Source organism: Kitasatospora purpeofusca (assembly GCF_036010405.1).
Classification (GTDB): Bacteria; Actinomycetota; Actinomycetes; order Streptomycetales; family Streptomycetaceae; genus Kitasatospora; species Kitasatospora purpeofusca.
Window position 1 is genome coordinate 1,172,479 of record NZ_CP108561.1, and the last position, 22,082, is coordinate 1,194,560.

The 22,082-nt window shown below is 74.2% G+C and carries 22 protein-coding genes; 7 read left to right on the forward strand and 15 right to left on the reverse strand.

Annotated features, from left to right (window positions below; all coding sequences use genetic code 11):
* Positions 1–11: 11 nt before the first annotated feature.
* A complete protein-coding gene (locus OG715_RS05125; RefSeq protein WP_266276974.1) occupies positions 12–878 on the reverse strand; it encodes an NAD(P)H-binding protein in 867 nt (288 codons plus the stop codon).
* 86 nt (positions 879–964) lie between these two features.
* Here OG715_RS05125 and OG715_RS05130 point away from each other — a divergent pair, with 86 nt between their 5' ends.
* Positions 965–1,390, forward strand: coding sequence for a winged helix-turn-helix transcriptional regulator (locus OG715_RS05130; RefSeq protein WP_266276972.1), 426 nt, complete (start codon positions 965–967; stop codon positions 1,388–1,390).
* A gap of 37 nt (positions 1,391–1,427) precedes the next feature.
* Here the strand turns inward: OG715_RS05130 and OG715_RS05135 are convergent, their stop codons facing one another.
* From OG715_RS05135 to OG715_RS05145, 3 genes are all read right to left on the reverse strand, one after another.
* A complete protein-coding gene (locus tag OG715_RS05135; RefSeq protein ID WP_266276970.1) occupies positions 1,428–2,741 on the reverse strand; it encodes an alpha/beta hydrolase family protein in 1,314 nt (437 codons plus the stop codon).
* Positions 2,742–2,954: 213 nt separating this feature from the next.
* Positions 2,955–4,166: an acyl-CoA dehydrogenase family protein gene (locus OG715_RS05140; RefSeq protein WP_266276968.1), complete on the reverse strand. Its 1,212-nt coding sequence runs from the start codon at positions 4,164–4,166 to the stop codon at positions 2,955–2,957.
* Between the two features lie 3 nt (positions 4,167–4,169).
* Positions 4,170–5,243 (reverse strand): phosphotransferase family protein, encoded by a 1,074-nt coding sequence (locus OG715_RS05145; protein WP_266276966.1) that lies wholly within the window; start codon positions 5,241–5,243, stop codon positions 4,170–4,172.
* Positions 5,244–5,428: 185 nt separating this feature from the next.
* Here OG715_RS05145 and OG715_RS05150 point away from each other — a divergent pair, with 185 nt between their 5' ends.
* Positions 5,429–6,526, forward strand: coding sequence for a hypothetical protein (locus OG715_RS05150; protein WP_266276964.1), 1,098 nt, complete (start codon positions 5,429–5,431; stop codon positions 6,524–6,526).
* Between the two features lie 93 nt (positions 6,527–6,619).
* Here OG715_RS05150 and OG715_RS05155 read toward each other — a convergent pair whose 3' ends face one another.
* Both OG715_RS05155 and OG715_RS05160 read right to left on the reverse strand, forming a co-directional pair.
* Positions 6,620–7,036: a VOC family protein gene (locus OG715_RS05155; protein WP_266276963.1), complete on the reverse strand. Its 417-nt coding sequence runs from the start codon at positions 7,034–7,036 to the stop codon at positions 6,620–6,622.
* A 10-nt stretch (positions 7,037–7,046) separates the two neighbouring features.
* Positions 7,047–7,466: a helix-turn-helix transcriptional regulator gene (locus OG715_RS05160; RefSeq protein WP_266277473.1), complete on the reverse strand. Its 420-nt coding sequence runs from the start codon at positions 7,464–7,466 to the stop codon at positions 7,047–7,049.
* 61 nt (positions 7,467–7,527) lie between these two features.
* Here OG715_RS05160 and OG715_RS05165 point away from each other — a divergent pair, with 61 nt between their 5' ends.
* Positions 7,528–7,827 (forward strand): DUF2199 domain-containing protein, encoded by a 300-nt coding sequence (locus tag OG715_RS05165; RefSeq protein WP_266276962.1) that lies wholly within the window; start codon positions 7,528–7,530, stop codon positions 7,825–7,827.
* 35 nt (positions 7,828–7,862) lie between these two features.
* Here OG715_RS05165 and OG715_RS05170 read toward each other — a convergent pair whose 3' ends face one another.
* The 4 genes from OG715_RS05170 to OG715_RS05185 all read right to left on the reverse strand — a co-directional run bounded on the left by OG715_RS05170 (position 7,863) and on the right by OG715_RS05185 (position 11,921).
* Complete coding sequence (locus OG715_RS05170; RefSeq protein ID WP_266276961.1) at positions 7,863–8,762, reverse strand: Gfo/Idh/MocA family protein; 900 nt, start codon at positions 8,760–8,762, stop codon at positions 7,863–7,865.
* Between the two features lie 196 nt (positions 8,763–8,958).
* Positions 8,959–9,633 carry a DedA family protein gene (locus OG715_RS05175; protein ID WP_266277471.1) on the reverse strand — a complete coding sequence of 225 codons (675 nt, stop codon included), beginning with the start codon at positions 9,631–9,633 and terminating at the stop codon, positions 8,959–8,961.
* 352 nt (positions 9,634–9,985) lie between these two features.
* Complete coding sequence (locus tag OG715_RS05180; RefSeq protein ID WP_266276960.1) at positions 9,986–10,813, reverse strand: class I SAM-dependent methyltransferase; 828 nt, start codon at positions 10,811–10,813, stop codon at positions 9,986–9,988.
* A gap of 148 nt (positions 10,814–10,961) precedes the next feature.
* Positions 10,962–11,921 (reverse strand): spermidine synthase, encoded by a 960-nt coding sequence (locus OG715_RS05185; RefSeq protein ID WP_266277469.1) that lies wholly within the window; start codon positions 11,919–11,921, stop codon positions 10,962–10,964.
* A 148-nt stretch (positions 11,922–12,069) separates the two neighbouring features.
* On the opposite strand from OG715_RS05185, the gene OG715_RS05190 reads away from it, so the two are divergent.
* Positions 12,070–13,029 carry an alpha/beta hydrolase gene (locus OG715_RS05190; RefSeq protein WP_266276959.1) on the forward strand — a complete coding sequence of 320 codons (960 nt, stop codon included), beginning with the start codon at positions 12,070–12,072 and terminating at the stop codon, positions 13,027–13,029.
* A 230-nt stretch (positions 13,030–13,259) separates the two neighbouring features.
* Entirely contained in the window at positions 13,260–14,693 is a 1,434-nt protein-coding gene (locus OG715_RS05195) for a selenium-binding protein SBP56-related protein (RefSeq protein WP_266276958.1), read from the forward strand.
* A gap of 84 nt (positions 14,694–14,777) precedes the next feature.
* Here the strand turns inward: OG715_RS05195 and OG715_RS05200 are convergent, their stop codons facing one another.
* The gene (locus OG715_RS05200) at positions 14,778–16,061 is read right to left on the reverse strand and encodes a globin domain-containing protein (protein WP_266276957.1); all 1,284 of its coding nucleotides are present in this window, start codon (positions 16,059–16,061) and stop codon (positions 14,778–14,780) included.
* Positions 16,062–16,271: 210 nt separating this feature from the next.
* Positions 16,272–17,255, reverse strand: a complete 984-nt coding sequence (locus tag OG715_RS05205; protein ID WP_266276956.1) for a helix-turn-helix domain-containing protein — start codon at positions 17,253–17,255, stop codon at positions 16,272–16,274.
* 127 nt (positions 17,256–17,382) lie between these two features.
* On the opposite strand from OG715_RS05205, the gene OG715_RS05210 reads away from it, so the two are divergent.
* Positions 17,383–18,501 (forward strand): NAD(P)-dependent alcohol dehydrogenase, encoded by a 1,119-nt coding sequence (locus OG715_RS05210; protein ID WP_266276955.1) that lies wholly within the window; start codon positions 17,383–17,385, stop codon positions 18,499–18,501.
* A gap of 173 nt (positions 18,502–18,674) precedes the next feature.
* Here the strand turns inward: OG715_RS05210 and OG715_RS05215 are convergent, their stop codons facing one another.
* The 3 genes from OG715_RS05215 to OG715_RS05225 form a co-directional block, all read right to left on the reverse strand.
* Positions 18,675–19,124 carry a DUF6114 domain-containing protein gene (locus tag OG715_RS05215; RefSeq protein ID WP_266277467.1) on the reverse strand — a complete coding sequence of 150 codons (450 nt, stop codon included), beginning with the start codon at positions 19,122–19,124 and terminating at the stop codon, positions 18,675–18,677.
* Positions 19,125–19,219: 95 nt separating this feature from the next.
* Positions 19,220–19,876 carry a DUF6230 family protein gene (locus OG715_RS05220; RefSeq protein ID WP_266276954.1) on the reverse strand — a complete coding sequence of 219 codons (657 nt, stop codon included), beginning with the start codon at positions 19,874–19,876 and terminating at the stop codon, positions 19,220–19,222.
* 138 nt (positions 19,877–20,014) lie between these two features.
* Complete coding sequence (locus OG715_RS05225) at positions 20,015–20,764, reverse strand: TetR/AcrR family transcriptional regulator (protein WP_266276953.1); 750 nt, start codon at positions 20,762–20,764, stop codon at positions 20,015–20,017.
* A 503-nt stretch (positions 20,765–21,267) separates the two neighbouring features.
* On the opposite strand from OG715_RS05225, the gene OG715_RS05230 reads away from it, so the two are divergent.
* The gene (locus tag OG715_RS05230) at positions 21,268–21,942 is read left to right on the forward strand and encodes a Tat pathway signal sequence domain protein (RefSeq protein WP_266276952.1); all 675 of its coding nucleotides are present in this window, start codon (positions 21,268–21,270) and stop codon (positions 21,940–21,942) included.
* The last annotated feature ends 140 nt before the right edge of the window (positions 21,943–22,082 follow it).

Here is a 22,082-nt window from a genome sequence, read left to right on the forward strand (position 1 = left end):
CGGCCGGGCCGTCACCACGCCGCGTCGGTGCCGGCGGCGATCACCTCCAGGGCCGGGCGCGGGGAGCGGCCGAGGAGGGCGGCGAGGTCGCCGGGCTTGCCCGGGCCGGCGAGGAAGCCGTGGGCGATCGACGAGAGGGTGCCCGCCACCATCGGCACCTGGAAGGACTCCGCGCCCGAGGCGGCGATCGCCGCCCGCGCCTGGGCGAGGGTGCCGGGGCGGTACTCGACCGGCCTGCCGGTGGCCCGGGTGAGCGCCGCGGCGACGTCGGCGGCGCCCACCGCCTCCTCGCCGACCAGCTCGTAGACCCGGCCCGCGTGCTCGGCCGGGGCCGACGCGACCTTCGCCGCGACCTCGGCGAGGTCCTCCCGGGCGACCGCCGCCAGCCGTCCGTCGGCGAGCGGGGCGGTGATCACGCCGTCCGCGTCGGGCCGGGCCAGGAAGGCCAGCAGTTCCGCGTAGAGGCCGTTGCGCAGGATCGTCCAGCGCAGGGTGGCGGACTCGCGCAACCGCCGTTCGGTCCAGCGGTGGGCGAGCGCGTAGGCGAGGTGGTCGCCGTCGCCGGAGAGGCTGGTGTAGACGACGTGCTCCACCCCGGCGCGCTCCGCCGCCTCGATCGCCGCCCGGTGGCGGGCGATCACCACATCGTCCTCGCCGTAGCCGGCCGAGACGAGCAGCAGGGTCCGCACTCCGGTGAAGGCCTCGGCCAGCGTCTCCGGCCGGTCGAAGTCCACCTTCCGCACCGGCACACCGGCCGTCGACGCGCGCTCGGGAGTCCGGCTGCCGGCGATCACGCCCTCCGGCCCGCCGGGCCGTCCGGCGAGGCGCTCCAGCACCAGCGAGCCGAGTCCGCCGTTGACACCCGTGACGAGAAGCATTGTTCCTCCTGGATTCCGTCCGCCCTGGTCGGCGGCCCGGTCTCCATCCTCGATAACCTGGGCGTTCGACGTAAGGAGGCACTTCGATGTCAGTGGGGCACACCGAGGTAACCACCCCGGCCGCCGGAGCGCGTCCGGTGCTCTGGTGCGAGGACGGGGAGGACTGCGGCATCCGTGATCTGCTGAACCGCCTCGGCGACCGCTGGACCGTCCTGGTGGTGGTGGAACTCGCCAAGGGGGTACGGCGGTTCCGTGAGCTCCAGCGCGCGGTGCCGGGGATCTCGCAGCGCATGCTGACCCTGACGGTCCGACGGCTGGAGCGCGACGGCCTGGTCTCGCGCACCGTCCACCCGACGATCCCGCCCCAGGTGGACTACGAGCTGACGCCGCTCGGACACAGCCTGACCCATCTGGTGCGCGCGATGGCGGACTGGTCCTACGACCACCACGACGCGATCGTCGACTCGCGGCAGAGCTGGGACGACGCCAATCCGGGGTCGGAGATCCGCTGACCCCGCGGCCGCACCGCGACGGCGACCTGACGCCGCGTCAGTGTTCGAACCGCATCTCCGGGAAGAGCACCGAGGGCCCGTCCAGCAGGCGGTCGTCGTGGCCGCGCAGCCAGCGGTCGAGGAACGAGCCGACGTAGGCCCGGGTGGCGAGCACCGCCCGCTCCGGCCGGACGTCGCCGATGTCCGCGCGGACGACGTCCGCCGGTACGGCCCCCTGGCGGGCGAGTTGCGGCAGCAGCGACTGCGCGTCGGTGTAGGAGCCGTGCCGGGAGCCGAGCAGGGTGACGTCGGCCTTCCAGCCCCGGGTGTGCTGCCAGAACGCGGCCCAGCCGGGCTGACCCGGGTAGCCGCCGGAGTCCTCGCTCTCGGTGCCCATCAGCAGGAACGGGCGGTCCAGGCCGTCCTCGGCGACGCTGCTCAGGTGCACCCCGGTGCCGTCCGGACCGGGGAAGTGCAGTTGGCCGTCCAGGTTGACGCCCGCCTTGATGCGGGGATCGTCGTGCATGCTCTGGGCGGCCGTGAAGCCGCCGGCGGAGTGGCCGACCATGCCGATCCGGTCGAGGTCCAGCGATCCCGCCAGGGCGGGCGGCAGTCGGCGGTCGGTGCGCAGCGCGGTCAGCTCGTCCAGCACGAAGCGGGTGTCGGCGACCCTGGTCGCCATCACCTTGCGGAGCAGCGCGCCGACGTCCAGGCCGGGTTGGCCGGCCAGCGCGGGCAGGACGGAGGTGGTCAGCCGGCCGTCCGGGAAGGCCACCTCGGAGGCGTCGGAGGGGTGGTCGACGGTGACCACGACGTACCCGCGCGAGACGAGGTCCTCGACCAGGGCGGTGCCCCAGGTGCGGGGGTCGCCGAGCCCGGCCGAGTAGAGCACCACCGGGCGCGGCCGGGCAGCGGGCAGCGCCGGGGCGTCCTGTCCGGCATGGGTGCGGACCCCGGACCAGTCGGTGCGGCCGGGATCCGTCCGGTAGTTGAAGACGCCGGCGCCGTCCGGGCCGCCGAAGTGCCCGGCGGCGCGCGGCTCCATGTAGCGGGCCCGCCCGTCGGCCTGGACGGGTCGGGTGGCCGGGTACCAGATGCTGATCATCAGCTCGCGGTCGCGCCCCGGCTGCCAGGGGTCCTCGCGGCCGCGGTCGACCAGGCGCAGCGCGGTGGTGCCGATCGCGTACGGGCCGGTGGGCTGCGGCAGTCCGGCCCTGGCCTGGCGTTCGGCGACCACCGGGGCGGCCCCGGCGGGGACGGCCGCCGCACCGACGCCGCCCAGGACGGCGGTGGCCGCCAGAGCGACGGCGACACCCGTCCGCAGACCCCGTCCACGCACCGTACCGGCCCGCCCCTGCACCCGCTCGCGCATGCTCCCCAACTCCCCGTGACGTGCGGCCCGCCGTCCGTCGGCCGGCCCGTACGGCGACAGTACGGGCCGGTACGGTGCGTGGACGTCATACCGCGGAGCCAACCCACCGGGTCATACCCGGGTACTACTCGGGCACGACCCGGGTGGACGCACCGGACGGACGCGCCGAGTGGACGCGCCGGACGGACGCGCCGGAGGAGCGGTGACCGACCGTCAGCGGTAGCGGCGCAGCTCGCGCCGGGCGAGCGAGCGCTTGTGCACCTCGTCCGGCCCGTCGGCGATCCGGATCGTGCGGTTGAAGGCCCACAGCGCGGCGAGCGGGGTGTCCTGGCTGACGCCGGCCGCGCCGTGGGCCTGGACGGCCTTGTCCAGGATCCATTCGACGGTGCGCGGCGTGGCGATCTTGATGGCCTGGATCTCGGTGTGCGCGCCGCGGTTGCCGACGGTGTCCATCAGCCAGGCGGTCTTCAGCACCAGCAGCCTCAACTGCTCGATCCGGACGCGGGATTCGGCGATCCAGTCCTGGACGACGCCCTGGTCGGCGAGCGGTCCGCCGAAGGCGGTGCGGTCCAGGACGCGCCGGCAGGTCAGTTCGAGCGCCCGCTCCGCGATCCCGATGGCGCGCATGCAGTGGTGGATCCGGCCGGGGCCGAGCCTGGCCTGGGCGATGGCGAAGCCGGCACCCTCCTCGCCGATCAGGTTCCCGACCGGGACCCGGACGCCCTCGAAGGCGATCTCGGCGTGGCCGCCGTGGTCGGCGTCGTCGTAGCCGAAGACCGTCATGCCGCGCCGCACGGTGACGCCGGGGGCGTCGCGCGGCACCAGGACCATGCTCTGCTGCCGGTGCGGCTCGGCGGCGGGGTCGGTCTTGCCCATCACGATGAGGAGGCGGCAGTCCGGGTTCATCGCGCCGCTGATGTACCACTTGCGGCCGTCGACCACGTACTCGTCGCCGTCGCGCACGATCCGGGTGGCGATGTTGGCGGCGTCGGAGGAGGCGACCTCGGGTTCGGTCATCGCGAAGGCGGAGCGGATCCGGGCCTCCAGCAGCGGTTCCAGCCAGCGTTCGCGCTGCTCGGCGGTGCCGAACCCGGCCAGCAGCTCCATGTTCCCGGTGTCGGGGGCGGCGCAGTTGAGGGCGGGCGGGGCAAGGTGCGGGCTGCGGCCGGTGATCTCGGCGAGCGGCGCGTACTGGAGGTTGGTGAGCCCGGCGCCGTGCTCGCCGGGCAGGAAGAGGTTCCACAGGCCCTGTTTGCGCGCCTCCACCCGCAGGTCGGCGACCACCGGCGGGATCTCCCAGCGCGGCCGGGCCGGGTCGGCGAGCTGGGCGGCCAGCACCGGTTCGGCCGGGTACACGTGCCGGTCCATGAACTCCTCCAGCCGTTCGCGGAGTTCGAGGGTGCGGCGGTCGTAGGAGAAGTCCATCGGTCAGTGTCCCTTCAGCGTGGTGAGGCCGTGTTCGATCAGGACGGGCGCCGCCGTGCCCGCCCGTTCGAAACCGGCGCCGAGGGTGCGGCCCTGGCGGAACCGGTAGTGGATGCCCTCGGCGACGACGGCGAGCTTGTAGGCGGCGAACGCCACGTACCAGTCCAGCTCGGCGGCGTCCCGTCCGGTGGACCGGGCGTAGCGGTCGACCAGTTCGGCGCTGCGAGGGAAGCCGGGCGCGGTGGCGGCGGCCGGGACGAGCCCGCCGCCGACACCGGCCAGTTCGGTGTACATCACCAGCAGGCCGACGTCGGTGAGCGGGTCGCCGAGGGTGGACATCTCCCAGTCCAGGACGGCGCCGATGACGTCCCGCCCGTCGCGCTCCTGGAGCAGGACGTTGTCGAGCCGGTAGTCCCCGTGCACCAGCGCCGGGGCCGGGGAGGCCGGCCGCCGGGCGGTGAGCAGCTCGTGCAGCCGGTCGACGCCGGGCAGGTCACGGCTCCGGGATGCCTCCAACTGGGTCGACCAGCGTCGTAGTTGACGCTCCAGGTAGCCTTCGGGGCGGCCGAATTCGGCGAGCCCGACCGCCGCCGGGTCGATCCGGTGCAGGGTCGCGAGGGTGTCCACCAGGGCCTCGCCGACCGCCCGCACCCGGCCCTCGCCGAGCGCGCCGAAGATCTCGGCGTCCCGGTGCACGACCCCGGGTACAAAGGCCATCAGGTACCAGGGCGCGCCGAGCACCTCCGCGCCCGGATCCAGGTGGACCGTCTCCGGTACCGGCACCCCGGTGCCGCGCAGCGCCGTCATCACCCGGTACTCGCGGCCCATGTCGTGCGCGGTGGCGAGCACGTGCCCGAGCGGCGGCCGCCGCAGCACCCAGTCGTGGACGCCGTCGGTGAGCCGGTAGCTGAGGTTGGAGCGGCCGCCCTCGATCAGCCGCGCCCGCAGCGGTCCGGCCACCGTGCCGGGCAGGGCGCGCTCCAGGTGGGCGCGCAATCGCTCCAGGTCCAGCCCCTGCGGGGGCTCGGGCGCGCTGTCCGACGGGCTCCCCGACGCGCTCCCCGACGCTTTCGCCAACGGGCTCTCCGGCACGGGCACTCTCCCTCCGTCCGCCGACCGCGTCGTCGACGACCCAGGCACTGACCAAGCGCTCACTGACCAAGCACCCGCCAAGCGTCGGCCAAGCCCTGACTAAGCGCTTGCTCAGCATTCAGCCGACGGCGGTGCCGTGTCAATCCCGACGGGACGTCACAATGAGCGCCATGAGGTTGATCCACACCGTCGCCGGCGCGCTGCTCCTGCTGCTCACCATCGGCAGCATCCTGCGCACGCTCGTCGTCCCGCGCGGCCTGTACAGCGCCCTGGTGCACGGGCTCTGGCGGGCCCTGCGCACCGTGCTGCGGCTCGCCGCCGCACCGTTCGGCACCTACCGCGCGCAGGACCGGGCCCAGACCTGGCTGGCGCCGCTGATGCTGACCGGCATGCTCGCCGTCTGGCTCGGCGGAATGCTGATCTCCTACACGCTGATACTGCACGGCACCTCGGGACTCGACTGGTCGATCTCCTTCCGCGAGGCCGGCTCCAGCCTCTTCACCCTCGGCTTCGCCAGCGGCGACCGGCTCCACCTCTCCGTGATCGACTTCGTCGCCGCCGCCAGCGGCCCCCTGGTGATCGCCCTGCAGATCGCCTACCTGCCCACCCTCTACTCCGCCTACGGCCGGCGCGAGCTGGAGGTGACCCTGCTCCAGTCCCGGGCCGGCGAGCCCGCCTGGGGCCCGGAACTGCTCGCCCGGCAGTCCCTGGTCGACACCGAGACCGCCCTCCCCCAGCTCTACCGGGACTGGGAACGCCTCGCCGCCGACCTCGGCGAGAGCCACTCCAACTACCCGGTGCTGATCTCCTTCCGCTCCCCGCAGCCCAACCGCAGCTGGGTGGTCGGACTGATCGCCGTGATGGACGCCGCCGCCGTCCACCTGGCGATCTGCCCGCGCACCGCCCCGCCGGAGGCCCGGCTGGTGCTCCGGGCCGGGTTCACCGCGCTGCGCGACATCGGGCGCTCGATGCGGGTCGACTTCGACCCCGACCCGGCCCCGGACACCGCGATCCGCCTCAGCTACACCGAGTTCGACGCGGCCGTCGCCCTGATCGCCGCCGCCGGGTTCCCGCACGAACGGCCCGCCCACGAGGCCTGGCCGCACTTCCAGGGGTGGCGGGTGAACTACGAGCCGCTGGCCTACGAGCTGGCCCGCCGCAGCGACGCCGTCCCGGCGCTGTGGAGCGGCCCGCGCGACTTCCGGGCCCCGGTCGTCCCGCCGGCCCGACCGGCCGACCGCCGACCGCCGGGCGGCCACGCGGGCTGACGCACGCGCGGACCACCGCCCGACGGCCGAAAGGGGGCGCGGAGGCCCGGAGGCCCGGAGGCCCGAAGGCCCGGAGGCGCGGAGGCGCGCGCCCTACTTCGGCTTCCGCTGGGTGAACCGCAGCATGTTGCCGGCCGGGTCGCGGAAGGCGCAGTCACGCACCCCGTACGGCTGGTCGATCGGTTCCTGGAGCACCTCGCCGCCCGCCGCGCGGATCCGCTCGAAGACCGCGTCGCAGTCCTCGGTGGCGAAGATGACCGCGCGCAGCAGCCCCTTGGCCAGCAGCTCCGCCATGGCCTGCCGGTCGGCGGCCGAGGCGTTCGGGTCCGCCAGCGGCGGTTCGAGCACGATGTCCACGTCGGGCTGCGAGGGCGCGCCGACCGTCACCCAGCGCATGTTCTCGAACCCGACGTCGTTGCGCACCTCCAGGCCGAGGACGTCGCGGTAGAAGGCGAGCGCCTTGTCGTGGTCGTCGACGGCGATGAAGCACTGTGAGAGCTTGATGTCCATGCGCCTCACGCTACGGGTGGGGCGGACGACGCGCTTCTCCGTTCCTGACCGGTCTGGTGTAGAGCTTCGCGTAGCAGGCCGGGATCGCGGCACCGTCCTCGTGGCCCCGGGCCCGGTAGACGCTGGGGCTCTCCCCCACCAGCTCGGTGAAACGCGAACTGAACGACCCCAGCGAGGTGCAGCCCACCGCGAAACACACCTCCGTCACCGAGAGGTCCCCCCGCCGCAGCAGCGCCTTGGCGCGCTCGATCCGCCGGGTCATGAGGTAGCTGTACGGGGTCTCCCCGAAGGCGGCCCGGAAGCTGCGCGAGAAGTGGCCCGGCGACATCAGTGCCACCCGCGCCAGCGCCGGCACGTCCAACGGCAGCGCGTAGTCGCGGTCCATCGCGTCACGGGCCCGGCGCAGCCGGACGAGGTCCTCCAGGATCACCCCTCCACCCTCGCACAGGGCGGCGACAACCGCCCCGACCAGGTCGTTCATGCTCTGCGCCATGTCCCCCGCGCACACCCCCGCCCGCCACGGCCCCGCCAGCGAGGGTCACACCTGCGCCTGCTGCTGGGAGGACCCGGCCCGGGAGCAGGAGCCCCCGTACTTCGGCCGGCCGGCCACCGGGCTGCCGGTCTGCCGGGAGTCCACGCTGCTGCTCAAGACGCGTGTGCGCACCCGGGCCGTCGGCGTGCGTCCGCTGATCGAGCTGGAGCCGACGGGCCACTCGCTGGCGGTGGAGCAGCGCGAGGGCATCACGGTGGAGCGGGTGCGCGCGTTCGCGGACCAGCTGCTGGGCGGCTGAGCGGCCGAGGCGCCCTCGGTGCCTCGGCCGGCGGATCAGACCTCGACCGTGCTGCCCGCCGCGAGCGAACGCTCCGCGGCGGCGAGGATCTCCACCGTGCGCAGGCCGAACGCGGCCGAACAGGGGTGGGCCTCGCCGGTGCGGGCGGCGGTCGCCAGGGCGTCCAGGGCGCGGTGGAACGCCGCGTGCGGGCCCTCCCCGCGCTCCGGGAGCCGGACGGTGCCGGACTCGCCGCGCAGCTCCATCTCGGTGCCGCCGCCGGCGACCGGCGCGGTCAGGCTCAGCGCGAGGGTGCTGGAGGCGCCACCGACGTGGCGCAGCACCAGGTGCACGGTGTCCAGCGGGCCGGGCACCGCGGTGACGGCGGTCGCGTCGCCGAGCACGGGCAGCAGCACGGAGAGCGCGTGCGGGCCGACGTCCCACAGCGCGCCCTTGTCCTTGCGCCACTGCGAGTCCGCGTACGGGCTGGTGGAGTCGGGGGCGAAGACCGAGCCGAGCCAGTCCGAGCGGCCGGTGAACCAGCCGCCGACGGCGGCCTGCTCCTCGATCCACGGCAGCTGCTCGCCGCCGAAGCGGACGGTGAAGAACACCACGGAGGCCACCCGGTGCGCCTCCGCCGCCTCGGCCACCCGGCGGGCGTCGGGGACGGTGAGCGCGACGGGCTTGTCCAGCAGCAGGTGGCAGCCGGCCTCGGCGGCGCGCACCGCGAGGTCCGCCTGCACCGTCGGCGGCAGGGCGATCGAGACGGCGTCGACCTCGGCGAGCAGCCGGTCGAGGTCGGTGCGGCCGGGGACGCCGTACTTCTCGCCGAGCGCGGCGGCCGCCTCGGGGCGACGGCCCCAGACGCCCGCGAACTCGACGCCGGGGTGCTCCGCGAGGACGGGGGCGTGCACCCGCTCCGCCCAGGTGCCGGTGCCCAGGAGTCCGATCCGCATGGTGCTCCTACTTCTCTCTTCGCCTGCTGTCGGGGTGTCGGAACTGCGGTCGTGCGGTACTGCGGTACTGCGGTACTGCGGTCGTGCAGCCCTGAGGTACTGGGGTCCTGTGCCGCCGCCGCGGACGCCGCTGCCCGGAGCGGGTTGCTCCGGGCAGCGGCTCGCGCGGGTCGGTTCCGGGCGGACCCGGGGGCCGTCAGTCGGCGGCGGGCGCGGTGACCGTCGGGGCCGTGTCCACGGCCTTCGCCGCGTCCTCGGCCTCCAGGGCGTGCGCGGCCTTCGCGGCGCGGCGCTTCATGAACCAGGCCGAGAACGCGCCGACGGCGACGGCGAGGAGCAGACCGATCCAGGAGAACTTCGAGAGCCACTGCTCGGCGACCTTGCCGACCTGGTAGACCAGCCACGTCGTGCCGCCGGCCCAGACCACGCCGCCGAGGACATTGGCGATCAGGAACTTCCAGTACGGCATCTTCAGCGCGCCCGCCAGCGGGCCGGCGAAGATGCGCAGCAGGGCGATGAAGCGGCCGAAGAAGACCGCCCACATGCCCCACTTCTGGAAGGAGCGCTCGGCGCTGGCCAGGTGGCCGGGGCCGAAGTGCTTGGGGAACTTGCGGCCGAGCTTCTCGAACAGCGGCTTGCCGCCCTTGCGGCCGATCGAGTAGCCGATCGAGTCACCGATGATCGCGCCGGCGATCGCGCAGACCGCCACCCAGACCGGGCTGACCACGCCGCGCGAGGCCAGCAGGGCGGAGGAGACCAGGGCGATCTCCCCGGGGAGCGGGATGCCCAGCGACTCCAGTCCGATGATCAGCGCAACGAGGGCGTACACCGCGCCCGGTGGTACGCCTTCGATCCAGGCGTCGATGTGCAGCAAGGCCAGTACCTCCGTGGCAGGACGAGACCCGCGGCAGGCCCGCCCGGGCCCCGTTCAGGCCCCGCGGCTCGCGCACCGGTCTCGACAGTCGTCCGAATGGCGGCACCAGGCCGCTCCCCGAGAGGGCAGCCTAACGTGCCGGGCGGCCCGTCCCCTCGGCCGATCACCCCTGCGTACGACGTGTGGGACGGCCCGGCGGTTCCGCACCCCGGACCGTCCGCGGGACCCGGTCTCCGTCGGGGCGCGCGGGGGCGTGCGCCGGAGCGGCCGGCAGCCACGAGGACGGGCGACGCTCCGACCACGCTCGACGTGCTCGCTGATCGCGGCAGTTCCCGACGGACCGGGCCGGTCAGGCCCGGGCGGCGAAGTCCAGGACGGTGACCGTGGGGCGGTGGCCGGAGAGGAGCGGGGCGGTGAGGGTCAGGGGCAGCAGGGCGGCCAGGGGGCCTCGGCCGCCCGTCGGGCGGACGTCGCGGACGGCGGTGATGGCCGGGCTGGCGGTGCGGAGCTTGTCGCGTTCGCGGGCGTCCATCGCCCAGGGCATCGGGGGTGCCTGGTAGCCGGGGGTGCGCATCTTCCCCGAGCGGGTGAGGCGGGCGAACCAGCGCGGGACGGCGTCCAGCACCAAGGAGCCGCCGGGGAATCGCTCCGCGCAGGCGGCGACGAGGTCGCGGACGCAGGGCGGGGGGAGGTACATCAGCAGGCCCTGGGCGGTGATCAGGACGGCGCGGTCGCGGTCCACCGCCTCGGCCCAGGTGAGGTCGGTGGCGTCGGCGGCGAGGTAGCGCTGGCGCGGGCCGGGCGGCAGGAGGCGTTCGCGCAGTTCAACCGCCTCCGGGAGGTCGACGGAGAGCCACTGCGCCCGGCCGTTGTCGACCCGCCAGTACTGGGTCTCCAGGCCCTCGCCCAGGCAGACGACCGTGCCGCGCGGCTCGCGGGCCAGGAAGTCGGCCACCTCGCGGTCGAAGCAGCCCACCCGCAGGGCCTGGAGGCGGGACTGCAGCGCGCTGGTGCCGAAGCGCTCCGCGAACGGGAAGTCGATCCGGTCGACGAGTTCGACGGCCTTGGGGTCGTGCAGCAGCGCGTCCGGCCGGCGGGCCTCGACGGCCCGCTGCCAGAGGGTCCACAGTGCCGTCTCGGGCACCGCCGCCAGGTCCGGACGCTCCGCGCCGCTCATCTCTCGCTCGCTCCCTCGGGTGGTGGGTGTGCCTATGACCTGGCCACGGACGACCGGGTCCGCCACGACCCGCCGATTCTGACACCGCCGGGGGCGTGAACCCGGGGTGCGGCGGCCCGGCGCGCCGGGCCCCGCTCCCGCGCGCCGGTCAGCCGACGCTGAACGCGCCGTCCGGCGGGGGCGGGGAGTCGGTGGCGGTGGCGTCGGTGACCGGGGCCGTACGGCCGGCGAACGCCGCGAGGTCCGCGCCGTCGGTCAGCCGGGCCGGGAAGATGTCCCCGGCCAGCCGTCGGACGAGGTCCGCGACCGGCAGCGGTCCGGCGGAGCCGACCAGCAGGATGTTGCCGTACCGGCGCCCGCGCAGCACGGGCGGTTCGGCGATCAGGCAGGTCTGCGGGAAGACGGCGCGCAGTGTCGCCGTCTGGGCGCGGGCGAAGGCGAGCGGGGCACCGTCGGCGAGGTTGGCCGCGTAGACGCCACCGGGGCGCAGCACGGCGGCGGCCAGGCGCAGGAACTCCACCGAGGTGAGGTGGCGGGGGGTGCGCGAGCCGTGGAAGACGTCCGCGACGACGAGGTCCAGGCTGCCGGGCGCGGTCCGGGCCAGGGCGGCGAGGGCCTCGCGGGCGTCGCCGACCTCGGCGGTGATGTCGACGCCGGGCCCCTGCCAGGGGAGGTGCTGTTCGACGAGGTCGAGCAGCGGGCCGTCCACCTCGACCACGCGCTGGCGGGAGCCGGGCCGGGTGGCGGCGAGGTAGCGGGGCAGGGTCAGGGCGCCGCCGCCGAGGTGGAGGGCGTCCACCGCTCCGTCCACCGCTCCGCCCTCGGGCCCGTCCGGCCCGTCCTGCCGGTCCGGCCCGTCCTGCCGGTCGAGGGCGTCGACGAGGTGGCCGAGGCGCCGGGTGTACTCGAACTCCAGGTGGGTCGGGTCGCCGAGGTCGACGTAGGACTGCGGGGTGTCGTCCAGGGTCAGCAGCCAGCCGCCGTCGTGGTCGACGTCGGGGAGCAGCTTCGCCCGCCCGAGGTCGGTCGCGCGCAGCACGGGCAGTCGTTCGTCGGCCGGGGAGTCCTGCACCGGGAGGTCCTGCGGTGCGGCAATCGGATCGGGCATCTCGGGCATGTCCGCAGCATAGGCGCCGGGCCCGAGTCGCCGTCACGCCCGAGGCTACCGGCCGGTATCGTCAGAGGGTCCGGGCGCCGAGGTCCCGGTGTCCCGTGATTCCGACCGGAGTCCGACCAGAGATTGGGTGCGAGTGGCCATGGAGTTCCGCGAAGACATCCTGGGTGCCCCCTACGAGGCGGCCGAGCTGCCGCTGCGTCCGGACGAGGAGGGCGAGGTCACGGCGACGCTGGTCCGTCGGCTGGTCCCCGGTTCGGACCAGGCCGTCCTCTACATCCACGGTTACAACGACTACTGGTTCCAGACGCACCTCGCCGACCACTACGTGGCCGCCGGCTTCTCCTTCTACGCGATCGACCTGCGCAAGTACGGCCGCTCGCTGCGCGAGCACCACTCGCCGAACTTCGTCCGCGACCTCGTCGCCTACGACGAGGAGCTGGACGAGGCGGTACGGATCATCCGCGAGCAGGACGGCCACCGCCGCCTGCTGGTCAACGGGCACTCCACCGGCGGGCTGATCGCCGCGCTGTGGGCGGGCCGCCGGGCCGGGCGCGGCCTGGTCGACGGACTGTTCCTCAACAGCCCGTTCCTGACCATGCCGGCCTCCCCCGCCGTGCGCGCCCTCGGCGCCCCGGCCCTGGAGGCGATCGCCCGCGTCTCGCCGACCCGGGTCCTGCCGTCCGCGCTCAACCCGCACTACGTGCACAGCCTGCACCGGGACTTCCGCGGCGAGTGGGACTTCGACCTGAAGCTCAAGCCGGCCGAGGGCGTGCCGCTGTTCGCCGGCTGGCTGGCCGCGATCCAGCGCGGCCACCGCGAGGTGCGGCGCGGGCTCGGCATCGACGTGCCGGTGCTGCTGATGGCCTCCACCGCCTCGATCGCCACCACCCGCTGGCACGCCGCGCTGCACCACGCGGACGCCGTCCTGCGCGCCGACGACATCTCGGCCGCCGGGCCGCACCTGGGCCGCCATGTGACGATCGTCCGGATCAAGGGCGGGATGCACGACCTGGTGCTGTCCGGCGAGACCGCCCGCGCCCAGGTGTTCGGCGAGCTCGACCGCTGGCTGGGCGCGTACTTCCCGCTCGCGGTGCACTGACGGTGCAGTGACGCGGTGGACTGAAGGTGCAGTGACGCGGCGCACCGGCACGGTGCACCGGGTCGAAGATTCGTTCGGACCGGATCGAAGGTCCGTTCGGGGGGTCGGGGGCGCGCCGCCTCCGGCCCCCCGCTCGCTCCCCGTGCGCCTGCTGTGCGCCCGCGAGTCCGTGCGAGGCTACCCGGGTTATTGTCACTTACCTTGCCTAACAGGCGAGTTGAGGAGCCAGCATGCCGCATGAACACGGCCCGCAGGAAGACCGCCCGTCCGGACACAGCGATCCCTCCCTGTACCGCACGCCCACCGAGGCGATCGCCGCTCCCCCCGAGAAGCTCGCCTACGTCGCCGGGTTCGACCGGTCGGCGCAGCGGCCGGACGCGCTGATCACCGTCGACACCGACCCGGCGTCGCCGAGCTACGGGCGCGTGCTCAACTTCACCGACATGCCCGACGCGGGCGACGAACTGCACCACTTCGGCTGGAACGCCTGCTCCAGCGCCCTCGCCCACGCCTGCCACGACAACCCGGAACGGCGCTACCTGCTGCTGCCGGGGCTGCGGTCGTCCCGGCTGCACGTGCTGGACACCCGGCCGGACCCGGTCCGGCCGAGACTGGTGAAGACGGTGGCGGCGGAGGAACTGGCCGCCAGAGCCGGGTACTCGCGGCCCCACACCCTGCACTGCGGGCCGGACGGCGTCTTCCTGTCCTGCCTCGGCGCGGCCTCGGGCGGCGACGGCCCCGGCGGGGTCGCCCTGCTCGACCACACCACCTTCGACGTGCTGCGGCCCTGGGAGACGGAGCGCGGCTCGCAGAACTTCTCCTACGACGTGTGGTGGCACCTGGGCAGCAATGTGGGCGTCACCAGCGAGTGGGGCACCCCGTGGATGGTCGAGGACGGTGTGGTGCCGGAGCTGCTGCTCGGCCGCAAGTACGGGCACGCGCTGCACTTCTGGGAGCTGGACACCGGGCGGCACCTGCAGCGGATCGACCTCGGCGACCAGTACCAGATGGTGCTGGAGCTGCGCCCGGCCCACGATCCGGAGGCCGAGTGGGGCTTCGCCGGGGTGGTCACCAATGTGGAGGACCTCTCGGCCTCGGTCTGGCTCTGGTACCGGCAGGGCGAGGCGTTCACCGCGCGCAAGGTGATCGAGATACCCGCCGAGCCGGCGAAGGCCGAGGACCTGCCGCCGGTGCTCCAGCCCTTCGGCGCCGTGCCGCCGCTGGTGACCGACATCAACCTGTCGGTGGACGACCGCTGGCTGTACGTATCGGCCTGGGGCACCGGGGAGTTGCTCCAGTACGACGTGTCGGACCCGTTCCACCCGGTGCTCACCGCCTCGGTGCGGCTCGGCGGGGTGACGGCCAGGACCCCGCACCCGGCCGAGCCGGGCCGCCCGCTGAGCGGCGCGCCGCAGATGGTCGAGCTCAGCCGGGACGGGCGGCGGGTCTACCTCACCAACTCGCTCTACGGCGCGTGGGACGACCAGTTCTACCCCGACGGCATCGAGCCGTGGATCGTCAAGCTGGACGCCGACCCGGAGACGGGCGGGATGACGGTGGACCACCGGTTCTTCCCGCACGGCGCGGAGTTCCGGGGGCTGCGGGTGCACCAGACGCACCTGGCGGGCGGGGACGCCTCCTCGGACTCGTACTGCTACCGGTAGCGGCGACGACCCGGTAGCGGCAGCCCGTCAGTAGCGGTCGGGCAGCGGCGGCCGACGCGGGCCGGGCCGCCCGTCGCCGGGCGCTCAGAACCGGCCGAGCACCGGGTCGTGGTGGATCCGGGCGGCGGGCAGCCCGGCGGCGGCCAGGCGGGTGCGCACCTCGTCGACCAGGCCCGCCGGTCCGCTGACGCAGGCCCGGTGCTCGGACCAGTCGGCGGCCCGGCCGACCGCCTCGGCCAGCCGCCCGCCGGGGGCGATCGGGGCCCCACCGTCCTCGGTGACCGGGACGAGTTCCAACCACGGTTTGCGGAGGCCGAGTTCGGCCAGCGCCGGCCAGTCGTAGAGCTCGCCCCGGTTCCGCGCACCCACGAAGAGGTGGACCCGCTGGCCGCGCGGGCGGCGCTCCACCAGCCGCTCCACGATCGCCTTCATCGGGGCGAGTCCGGTGCCGCCCGCCACCAGCAGGAGGTCCCTGGTGTCGTCCTCCGGCATCAGCGTGCCGCGCGGCGGCCCCAGCCGCAGGCGGTCGCCGACGGCGGTGCTGCCGACCAGGGCCGCGCTCACCCCACCCGGCCCGGTGCGGCGGACGTGGAACTCCAACTCGTTGTCGGCGCGCGGCGCGCAGCCCATCGAGTACTGCCGCCAGGTGTGCGGCAGGGCCGGGTGCTCGACCGTCCCGTACTGTCCGGCCCGGTACGGGTAGGGCTCGCCGGTGCGCACCCGGAGCACGGCGAGGTCGTGGCGGCGGCGTTCGTGGCCGACCACCGTGGCGTGCCAGTACGGGGGTTCGGTGAGCGCCGCCTCGGCGCCCGCCACCATCGAGCGGACGGTGAAGCGCAGCATCCGCACCCAGGCCGCTTCCAGCCCGGCGTGCCACCGGGAGCCCGCCCGGTAGCGGATCGCCTCGCGGAGCGCCTCCTCGAACGCCTCGTAGTGGACCGGCCGGACACCGAGCTTCCGATGGTCGCGGCCGAGCCGGGTGAGGGTGTCGGCCAGCTCGTCCGGCCGGTCCAGCCGCTCGACCAGGTAGTCGAACATCCGCTCCAGGTGGGCCTGCTGGAACTCCATGGACTCCGGGAACAGCGCGCGCAGGTACGGGCGGCGGCGGAACATGCAGGCGTAGAGGTGGTCGATGAGCCGGTCGAACGGGGTGACCAGGGCCAGGTCCTGGAGGATCAGCCGCTGGTCGGCCGCCCCGTCGTAGCGGTCGCGGCCGTCGGCGCCGCCGGGGTGCGCGGACGGGCCGGGAGGTGCGGACGGATCGGCGGAGAAGGACGGCGCCGGTGCGAGGATCTGTCGGCGCAGCCGCATGGCGTGGTGTCGCGCGATCAGCCGGTCGTACTCGGCAGTGGTGCTGGTGGTGTCCATGCCGGGCAGCCTAACCAGGACCGACGATCCGTCAGACACCTGCTGGACCAGTGCTGTTCACCGTTCCGGCGGGCCGTCGGCCGGTTCCGGGCAGGGGGTGTCCCGGGCCCGGCGCGGATCCAGTAAACGGCCCCGTCCGGGGGTCGGGACAGGGCCGGTGGTCCCTGTTCGGACGGGACCACCGGCCCCTCGCGGGCTCCCGGAAGAGGACTACCGGCCCGTCGACGGAGCTCCGGCTCCCGGAGCCGGGCCCGGACCCGAACCGGTTCCGGACCGCGCCCCGGATTCGGGCTCGGCCCCGGGCCCGGCTTCCTGCTCCGGACGGCGCGGGAGCGCGGCACCCCCGGACGGCCCGGTGGCGATCCAGCTCGCCAGCAGCCGCAGCGACTCGGCCGAGGGCGAGTCCGGCTCCGCGTGGTACGCGACCAGCACCTGGTCCGGGTCGCCCGCCGGGCGGAAGGTCTCGTAGCGCAGTGTCAGCCGGCCGACCACCGGATGGCGCAGCTCCTTGACCCCGTGCCCCTTGTCCAGGACGTTGTGCGCCGCCCACAGCCGCCGGAAGTCCTCGCTCTTGACCGAGAGTTCGCCGATCAGCGAGGTCAGCCGGGGGTCGTCCGGGTCGCGGCCCGCGTCGAGCCGGAGCATCCCCACCAGGTCGGCCGCCTTGCCCTCCCAGTCCAGGTAGAGCTCCCGGGCTCCGGGCTCGAAGAAGACCTGCCAGGCGAGGTTGCGCCGCTCCGGCGGCAGCGCGGCGACGTCGCCGATCACGGAGTTGCCGAGGCGGTTCCAGGCGAGCACGTCGAGCCGCCGCCCCAGGATGTAGGCCGGGACGCCGTCCATCGCGTCCAGCAGCTGCGTCAGCTCGGGCCGGACCTCCCGCGTGCGCATCGGGCGGCCCCGGCCGGGGCGGCGGCGCACCGGCCGGGTGATCCGCAGCAGGTGCTCGCGCTCGGCCGGTTCGAGCCGCAGCGCGCGGGCGATCGCCTCCAGGACCGCCGTGGAGACGTTCTCGCCGTTCCCCTGCTCCAGCCGGACGTAGTAGGCCGTGCTCACCCCGGCGAGCTGGGCCAGCTCCTCGCGGCGCAGCCCCGGGACGCGGCGGCGGCCGCCGTAGTCGGGCAGGCCGACGTCGGCCGGCCGCAGTCGGGCCCGCCGGGACCGCAGGAATTCGCTGAGCTCGGTGCGCTGGTCCATGTCAGAAGTATGGGCCCGCCCGCCCCGGCGGACGGGCGCCGTGGGTGATACTGCCAGTGGTAGGACCGGTGGTCGTACGACGACCACTGATCTGGCCCGCCCCGAACGGCGCGCCGAGTCTTGGGGCATGACGAACACGACGATCACCGCAGACACCGCTCGCACCGCCCCGGCGGAGACCCCCGGGGCCCCCGACCGGCCCGGCCGGATCGAGGTCTACGCCGCCCCGGCCCCGAAGGCCCCGCTGGAGCGCACCACCGTGCCGCGCCGGGCGCTCGGCCCGCACGACATCCTGATCGACGTCCGCTACGCCGGGATCTGCCACTCGGACATCCACCAGGTCGACGAGGACTGGGGGCCCGGCATCTTCCCGATGGTCCCGGGCCACGAGATCGCCGGGGTGGTCGCGGCGGTCGGCTCCGCCGTCTCCCTCCGGTCGGTCGGCGACCGGGTCGGTGTCGGCTGCTTCGTCGACTCCTGCCGGGAGTGCGACAACTGCCTTGCCGGGGTCCAGCAGTACTGCACGGGCGGGGGCGGCATCGTCCTCACCTACAACGGCCGCGGCCGGGACGGCTCGCCGACCTACGGCGGGTACGCGAAACAGCTGGTGGTGGACGAGCGGTACGCCCTGCGCATCCCCGACGAGCTGCCGCTGGACGTGGCCGCGCCGCTGCTCTGCGCGGGCATCACGGTCTACTCGCCGCTCAGCCACTGGGGCGCCGGGCCGGGACGGAAGGTCGCCGTGGTCGGGCTCGGCGGGCTCGGCCACCTGGGAGTGCGGCTCGCCCGGGCCAAGGGCGCGGAGGTCACCGTGCTCAGCCAGTCGCTGCGCAAGCGGGAGGACGGGCTCCGGCTCGGCGCCCACGACTACCGCGCCACCTCCGACCCGGCGACGTTCACCGAGCTGGCCGGACGGTTCGACCTCGTCCTCAACACCGTCTCGGCCGACCTGGACCTGAGCGCCTACCTCGGACTGCTGCGCACCGACGGCACGCTGGTCCAGCTGGGAGCGCCGGCCAAGCCGGTCAGCCTGGGCGCGCACTCGCTGCTCATAGGGCGGCGGTCGCTCTCGGGCTCGATGATCGGCAGCCTGGCGGAGACCCAGGAGATGCTGGACTTCTGCGCCGAGCACGGGATCGGCGCGGAGATCGAGCTGATCCCGGCCGAGCGGATCAACGAGGCGTACCGGCGGGTCCTGGCGAGCGACGTGCACTACCGCTTCGTCATCGACACGGCGACGATCTGACGCCCGCCGTCCGGTTGCCCCGGTTGCCGGGTCGCCCCGGTTGCCTCGTTTCCCGGACGGAACGAACGACGCCCCGTCCCCGGCGCTCTCCCTTCGCCGGGGGCGGGGCGCCGGCCCTGTCGGCCGTGGCGGGCGCCGGTCACCGGCCGCGACCGGCGCCCGCCACGGCTCCCTCAGACGCCGGCCGGGTCGGCGGCCTTGCGTCCGGTCCGGTCCCGGCGCAGCCAGCGGCGGCGCGGGGGCTGGTCGGGCAGCCACCCGAAGGCGAGGCAGCTGCCGATCACGCCGAACAGCATCCCGAGCAGGAAGCCGCCGAGGTTGGAGGTGAGCCAACTGCCCAGCGAGGCCAGCACGGCGAGGATCGAGTAGAACAGCCGCTGGGCCGGGTTGAAGAGGATCAGCAGGCCGCAGAGCACCATCACCGCCGGGACGAGGTAGCCGGCCAGCCCCTGGATCCCGATGTGCAGGACGACGGGCAGCGGGGCGCGCAGCGTGAAGAGGATCTCGGCGCCGCCGAACAGGACCAGCACGCCGCCCCAGAACGGCCGCCGTCCCCGCCAGCCGCGCCAGGCCCGCCGGGCCCGGGCGACCGCACCCGCCCGGGCCTTCGGCTCGACCTGCACCTCGGCTCCCGCCTGCGCCTCCGGCTCGACCGGTGCCTCGACCTGTGCCTCGACCGGTGCCTCCGCCGGTGTCCCCGGCTCGGGTCGCGCCACCGTCAGCAGCCCTCGGAGCTGAAGCTCAGCCGGAGGTTGGGCAGCTTGAAGGCGCCCGCGGTGGTGGCGTAGTTGTGCTGCCGGAGATTGCGGATCTTGACCGTGTCGGCCTGCTGGCCGAAGACCCCGGGCAGGCCCTGGACGCCGGCCTTGGTGTAGGTGCTGGCGTCGCCGCCGATCTCGATGTTCTTGAACTCCGCGTCGCCGGTGAGCAGGTCGGAGTCGGTGGTGAGGTCGGTGGCGGTGACGGGAGTCCCGGCGTCACCGGCCCTGATCAGCAGGTTGATACCGCCGAGCTCGACGCTCTGGCACAGCTTGGTGAGCGAGGCCTCCTTGATCGCCGAGACCGCGACCAGCACCTGGCCGCCGGTGTCACCGGCGTTGGGACTGTCCTCGATCATGTGGTCCAGGCTGCCGAACTGCTCGAAGCCGACGCCGTCCAGGCTGTCGGCGGTGACGACGAACGGCATGCCGGATATGGCGAACTGGGCGGCGAGCACGCCCTGCGCGGTCAGGGCCATCAGCACCGCGCCGGCGGCGACGGCGGGGACGGCCATCAGCGCGGTGCGCCTGAGCCGGACCCGGCCTCTGTCCTGGCCGGGTGACGCGGGTGCCTCGGTGCTCGCGGTCGGGTGGGCGGCGTCCTCGGACGTGGCCATGTGTGCTCCCTCGGGTGGTGGGGACGGGCAGGCACTGGCACGTTGTCCTGGCGCGGACAGCGTTCTGCGGCACGGCAGCGGAGGACCACCCCTCGGCAGCGGGGCGGACCGGTCGGGCCGCAGTGGGTAACTGGGAAGCTACTGCCCGGTATTGACCGGGTCAATACGGGTGCACGAAGGATCATCGTCCGCTCCCCGGCCCCGTTCCGGCGCCGGCCCGGCCGAGGCCAGACGGCGTTCGGCCTCGGCCGGACCGAGGAAGGGCGCCAGGCAGAACAGGCTCAAGGTGGGCAGCAGATCGGGGAGTTCGGCGGTGCGGTCGGTGTCGATGCAGCGCTGGAGGGTGGAGTAGACGCCGCCGACCACCGCGTCCACCATCGCCTCCGCCCCGATGCCGTCCGGGAGTTCGGGGATCTCGGCGAAGAACGCCCGGAACTTGACCAGGAGCTGGTCCCGTTCGCGGCGCCCGGCCGGGCCGACCGCGTCCAGCTCGATGACCGCCATGGTCGCGAAGGCCGGCACCCCCGCCAGCAGTCCGAGCATCGCCCGGAGCGCCTCGCGGATCCCGCCGCACCAGTCCGGCGAGGCGGCGAACGCCCGCGCCATCCGCCGGATCACCACCCCGGTGCCGTGCCGGTGGGCGGCGAGGAAGGCGTCCTCCTTGCCGGTGAACAGCTCGTAGAAGACCGGCCTGGTCACCCCGGCGGCGCGACAGATGTCGCTCACCGTGGCGCGCTGGTACCCGTGTTGCGCCACCGTGTGGACCAGCCCGTCGAGCAGCCGCTCCCGCTGGGTCGCCGCGACCACGCCGGGCGGCAGCCGGCTCGGGCCGCGTTTGATCGAGCGGGCCGGGTCGCGCCCGGTGCGCGCACCGGGGATCAGGACCACGTCGGCATTCCCACGGAGATCCGGGTCCGTCGCCATCTTCTGTCCCCAACTCCTGTGTATTGCCTTGACATTGGCGCGACATCAGGTTTACAACACTGGCGGGTTTCCAATTCGCGGCCGAGACCGCCGGAAGCCCGCACGCGTTCCGACTGCTCAGTATGGCGAACGCATGCCCGGCGGTGGCAGCCGCCGACGTGCACCCTGCACTCCCGCACGTCCGTCGGACCGTTCCACCCCGCCGTACCCCGCCGTACTCAGCCGTACCCGGCCGGTTCCTTCCGGCCGGCCCAGGCCGCGTCGTACCCGCCGACACAGCGTCGTGCCGCCGGTACCGCGCCGTACGGGCGGGCCCGTGGCGCCGGGCCCGCCGAGTCGCCGTTCGCGGCGCCCCACCCCGCACACCCTCCCCCGTCCCGGCCGGGCCGCGGCCGACGATGCCGCGCGCACCCCCACACCGACCGCACGGGCTCCCCCACCCGACTCGCCCGGAGAGGCACACCCTCATGCGTATCCGCCGTACCCTCGGAGCCACCGCCCTCGCCGCCGCCGCGGTGCTGGCCGCCGGCACCACGACCCCCGCCCAGGCCGCCGGCTCCGCCGTGCTCACCCACACCTCGGTGGGCGGGCCGAACATCGCCGTCGGCGACGTGCTCACCGCCGACCTGGTGTCCGGCAGCTTCGCCACCTTCTACTCCACCGCCACCGGGACGAGCGGCATCAAGTGCGCCGCCTCCTCCTTCTCGGCGACCGTCACCAACAACCCGGCCGCGCCCGGGGTGGCCACCGAGCAGCTCAACACCCAGACCTTCGGCTCCTGCACCGCCAACGTCATCGGCGTGACCTCCGTGCAGAGCATCACCGTCAACAACCTGCCCTACACCAACTCGGTCAGCGACGCCCCCGGCAACCCGGTCTCGCTCGACCCCACCGCCGTCGGACCGCTCCAGACCACGGTCGTGCTGAAGACCATCCTCGGCACCATCACCTGCGTCTACCGCGCCCCCGCCGGCATCAGCGGCACCACCAGCAACGTCGGCCAGACCATCGGCTTCAACGCCCAGGCCCTGCCCAAGGTCTCCGGCCCGAGCACCTGTTTCGCGACCGGGTACTTCAGCGCCACCTACGGGCCGGTGAAGGACAGCTCGGTGGCCGGCAGCCCGCACGTCTACATCAACTGACCCTCCCGGACCGGCCCGACCGCCGGGGCCGGTAGGACGGGCGGGGTGCGGCCGCCGCCGCACCCCGCTCCACCGGCTCCACTCGGTTCCCGGAGGCGGTGAGCCGGGACAGCGAAGTGACCCACGGGTAGGGTGCTGGC

Excerpts from the sequence above, each read along its gene's own strand:
- OG715_RS05210 (WP_266276955.1), top strand. The coding sequence starts at position 17,383 with ATGACGAACACGACGATCACCGCAGACACCGCTCGCACCGCCCCGGCG.
- OG715_RS05205 (WP_266276956.1), bottom strand. The coding sequence starts at position 17,255 with ATGGACCAGCGCACCGAGCTCAGCGAATTCCTGCGGTCCCGGCGGGCC.
- OG715_RS05135 (WP_266276970.1), bottom strand. The coding sequence starts at position 2,741 with ATGCGCGAGCGGGTGCAGGGGCGGGCCGGTACGGTGCGTGGACGGGGT.
- OG715_RS05220 (WP_266276954.1), bottom strand. The coding sequence starts at position 19,876 with ATGGCCACGTCCGAGGACGCCGCCCACCCGACCGCGAGCACCGAGGCA.
- OG715_RS05190 (WP_266276959.1), top strand. The coding sequence starts at position 12,070 with ATGGAGTTCCGCGAAGACATCCTGGGTGCCCCCTACGAGGCGGCCGAG.
- OG715_RS05180 (WP_266276960.1), bottom strand. The coding sequence starts at position 10,813 with ATGAGCGGCGCGGAGCGTCCGGACCTGGCGGCGGTGCCCGAGACGGCA.
- OG715_RS05150 (WP_266276964.1), top strand. The coding sequence starts at position 5,429 with ATGAGGTTGATCCACACCGTCGCCGGCGCGCTGCTCCTGCTGCTCACC.
- OG715_RS05170 (WP_266276961.1), bottom strand. The coding sequence starts at position 8,762 with ATGCGGATCGGACTCCTGGGCACCGGCACCTGGGCGGAGCGGGTGCAC.
- OG715_RS05230 (WP_266276952.1), top strand. The coding sequence starts at position 21,268 with ATGCGTATCCGCCGTACCCTCGGAGCCACCGCCCTCGCCGCCGCCGCG.
- OG715_RS05125 (WP_266276974.1), bottom strand. The coding sequence starts at position 878 with ATGCTTCTCGTCACGGGTGTCAACGGCGGACTCGGCTCGCTGGTGCTG.
- OG715_RS05140 (WP_266276968.1), bottom strand. The coding sequence starts at position 4,166 with ATGGACTTCTCCTACGACCGCCGCACCCTCGAACTCCGCGAACGGCTG.
- OG715_RS05185 (WP_266277469.1), bottom strand. The coding sequence starts at position 11,921 with ATGCCCGATCCGATTGCCGCACCGCAGGACCTCCCGGTGCAGGACTCC.
- OG715_RS05200 (WP_266276957.1), bottom strand. The coding sequence starts at position 16,061 with ATGGACACCACCAGCACCACTGCCGAGTACGACCGGCTGATCGCGCGA.
- OG715_RS05165 (WP_266276962.1), top strand. The coding sequence starts at position 7,528 with ATGTCCCCCGCGCACACCCCCGCCCGCCACGGCCCCGCCAGCGAGGGT.
- OG715_RS05155 (WP_266276963.1), bottom strand. The coding sequence starts at position 7,036 with ATGGACATCAAGCTCTCACAGTGCTTCATCGCCGTCGACGACCACGAC.
- OG715_RS05195 (WP_266276958.1), top strand. The coding sequence starts at position 13,260 with ATGCCGCATGAACACGGCCCGCAGGAAGACCGCCCGTCCGGACACAGC.
- OG715_RS05130 (WP_266276972.1), top strand. The coding sequence starts at position 965 with ATGTCAGTGGGGCACACCGAGGTAACCACCCCGGCCGCCGGAGCGCGT.